Source organism: Streptomyces tricolor, assembly GCF_002155905.1.
GTDB classification, from domain to species: Bacteria; Actinomycetota; Actinomycetes; order Streptomycetales; family Streptomycetaceae; genus Streptomyces; species Streptomyces tricolor.
Map to the genome: position 1 here is coordinate 1 of NZ_MUMF01000890.1, position 3,227 is coordinate 3,227.

Annotated in this window: 2 protein-coding genes; both read right to left on the reverse strand. The window is 75.2% G+C overall.

Annotated features, from left to right (window positions below):
* Positions 1-2,444: hypothetical protein (locus tag CCN44_RS41180; protein ID WP_244204060.1), on the reverse strand; the 2,444-nt coding region annotated here is incomplete at its 3' end.
* 242 nt (positions 2,445-2,686) lie between these two features.
* Positions 2,687-3,227: helix-turn-helix transcriptional regulator (locus CCN44_RS41185; RefSeq protein ID WP_107502176.1), on the reverse strand; the 541-nt coding region annotated here is incomplete at its 5' end.

A 3,227-nucleotide genomic window follows, 5' to 3' on the forward strand; every position in this document is an offset into this window, starting at 1 on the left:
GGCGGCGGGGGCGTGCGCACCGGCACGACCGTGCGGCCCGCGTTGTCGCTGGGGCGCGGGTCCAGGACCGTACCGGTGACCGACCAGTCGACCGGCGCGTCGCCGGGGGTGACCCCGGTGAGCGAGACGTCCACGGGCACGGTCGTCCCGGGCGGCACCACGCCCACGTCGCACTGGAGGGCGGTGGCGTCGCAGGTGCCGCCGGGCCGGGTGATCCGGGTGACGCGCACGCCGGGCGGCACGGCGATGGTGAGCCGGGTGCCGGGGGAGGCCGCGGGGCCGTTGTTCACGACGTCGACGCGGACCGTGGTGGAGTCGCCGACGGTCAGCCGCGGGACGGTGCCGGGCGCCCGGACGGCGAGGTCCACGGACTGCTGGACGCTGGGCTCCTTGTGCCGGCCCGGGAGGTCGTTCGTGAGCTTGGTGAGCTTCCCCGACGCGATGTCGAGGACCTTCAGTTTCTCGGGGCTGTTGACCGGCCGGCCGGGGCGGGCGCTGACGACGAGTTTCCTGCCGTCGGCGGTCCAGGCGGCGTCCCGCGGCTGGAACGGCCCGGTGGCCTCCGGCAGCTCGCGGCGGCAGCCGTCGGGCAGGTCGCGGGCGGCGGCGGGCAGCAGCACCCGGCACCCGGCCCCCGACAGCGACGTCAGGAGGATGCCGTTGCGCTCGTCGATCCGGCCGCCGCCGTTCTTGCGGTTGAAGGCGATGCTCCGTCCGTCCGGGGAGAACGCCGGGCTGTCGTCGATGACCCGGCAGTTCCCCGGGCAGATCTCGGCGCTCAGGTCGTGCTGCCGGCCCAGGTCCCGCACCGGCACGGTCCAGATGTGCTTGTTGCCGCCGCCCCCGTCGATCACCTGGTTGCGGGTGAAGGCCAGGGTGCTGCCGTCGGCGGACCAGGTGGGCTGGGCGTCCTGGCCCCGCAGCTGGCCGGCCGGCGGGGTGATCTCGCCGGTGATCGCGCCGGTGGCGACGTCCGCGATGAGGATGCGGCTGGGTCCCGCGCCCTCCCCCACGCCGCCCGGCGAGGTCCGGGTGAAGGCGAGCTGCTTGCCGTCCGGGGAGAGCGCCGGGTCGGTGTCCCAGTCGCCCGGGCCGCGTCCCGCGAGCGGCAGGACCACCTCGTGGGTGCCGTCGGCGTCCGCGATCCAGATCCGCTCGATCCGGCGGCCGCGCTCGCCCTCGAAGCGGGTCAGGACGATCCGCCGGCCGTCCGGCGTGTAGGTCTGCCGCTCGGTCCACGGGTCGTAGTCCGCTCCGGGCCGGAACAGCGGATCCTTGGCCGGATCGGTGTTGGTGTCGGCCGCCGGGTCCTCCTTCAGGATCGTCAGCCCCAGATCGCGGGGGTCGGCCCCGTCCGTGCGGACGTCCTGAAGCGTCACCTCGTGCGGGCCGGACGCGGAGGTGCGTTCCACCACCGCACGGCCGCCGTTCAGCGGGCCGAGCCAGGTGGGCGAGCCGACCTCCCGGTCCTCGTTCAGCACCAGCGCGGGCGTGGCCGTCGAGTGGGCGGGCGTCCGGAACACGTGGTCCCAGTCGCCCTCGCACTCACAGGTGATCTCGGGGCTGAGGAACAGCACCTGCTCCCCGTCGGGCAGCCACGCCGCGCCGTGGGCCCGCCACTGTGTCTGCGCGCCCCCGAGCAGCGGCCCGTCGGTGCGGCCGCCGGTCCCGTCCGTCACCCGCAGCCGGGGCCCGTTCCGCCCGGTGGCGGTGTACGCGATGAGGTTCCGGTGGGCGGCGTCGTCGACCGGGTTCCACACCGGTTCGGCGGCCGTGCCGTTCGCGGGGTCGGTGACCCGGGTGGCGGTGCCGCCGGCCAGGCGGCGCACGTAGATCTGCTGTCCGGCCGACGCGTCGCCGTCACCGGCGTACGCCAGGCGCCGCCCGTCCGGGGAGACGGTCGGCTGTTCCTCGTCGAAGGGGGTGTTGGTCAGCCGTCTCAGGCCGGTGCCGTCGGTGCGCACCAGCCACAGGTCGCGCTGCTTCCCGCCGTCCGGGCCGCCGGGCGCGGCGGCGTCGAAGACCACGGCCCGACCGTTCGGTGTGAGCCGGGGGTGGGCGGCCTTCATGCCGCTGGTGAGACGGCGTACCGAACCGTCGGCGGACCGCAGGTAGATCTGCGGGTTCTGCTCGTCGCGGCGGCTGGCGAAGACCAGCCGGCCGCCCAGGGCGGACGGCTGGACGTCGAAGTGGGCCGGGCCGGTGCCGAACAGCGGATTGCTGGACGTCGTCCTGGCGACCTCGCCGAGACTGCGGTGCCGGGTACCGGCGTACGCGACCCGGGTGGCCCCGGCGTCGGCGGCCCGCGCCGCGGTCACGACGTCCTCCTGCCCGGCACTGTCCTGCCTGGCCGCCGCGGTCACCCCGAGCAGCGGGATCAGCAGCAGTGACGCCGCGCCGAGCCGCCCCAGGCGGTACCGTCCGCCGGGGCCAGCGGTTCCCATCACGGTCCCCCTCGCAGTCTGGTGCGGCATCCGGATGTGCCCCCGCCACCCTGCGCCGGCCGCGCGCGACACGGCAGGGCGGCGGGGCCATACCCGGGGGAAGCGTGTGCTGCCCTTTCGGGCAGCGCCCGTTCGCGGGGGCCGTTCGGCCGTGCCGCCGGCCGCGCCCCGTCGCCCGTTCCCGGCCGGTCGCGGATCAGGTGCCGGATCAGGCCGTCGGATCAGGCCGTCGGACCGAACCGTCAGATCAGCCCGTTGCGCAGCGCGTAGCCCACCGCGTGCGCCCGGTTGCGCAGTTGCAGCCGGGTGATGACCTCGTGCAGGACGTTCTTGACGGTCCGTTCGGAGTACGCGGTCTTGCGGGCGATCTCCGCGGTGTCCAGACCCTCCGACACCATGCGCAGCATGTCCGCCTCGCGCGTGGTCAGCGTGGACAGGGACAGGCTCCGCGGGTCGAGCGACGAGCGCTGGAGGCTGCCCACGTGGCTGAGCAGCTTGCCGAGCAGGTCGCCGGGGAGCATGCCCTCGCCGTTGGCTATGGCGAGGACCAGCCGCAGGAGCTGGTCCTGGTCCGCTTCGGCGCGCCGCAGCACCGCCGCCACACCGCACTCGATGACGCGTTGCAGCGAGCCGGGGCCCAGGGTGGCGACGACCAGGCCGGTGCGGGTGGCGGTGTTGTGCCGCAGCCGGTGCAGCAGGGCCGCCACGTCGTCGTCGACGCGGTCCACGACCACCAGCGACACCTGGGCCTGCTCCGCGCCGTCGTCGGCGTCGGCGAGCAGG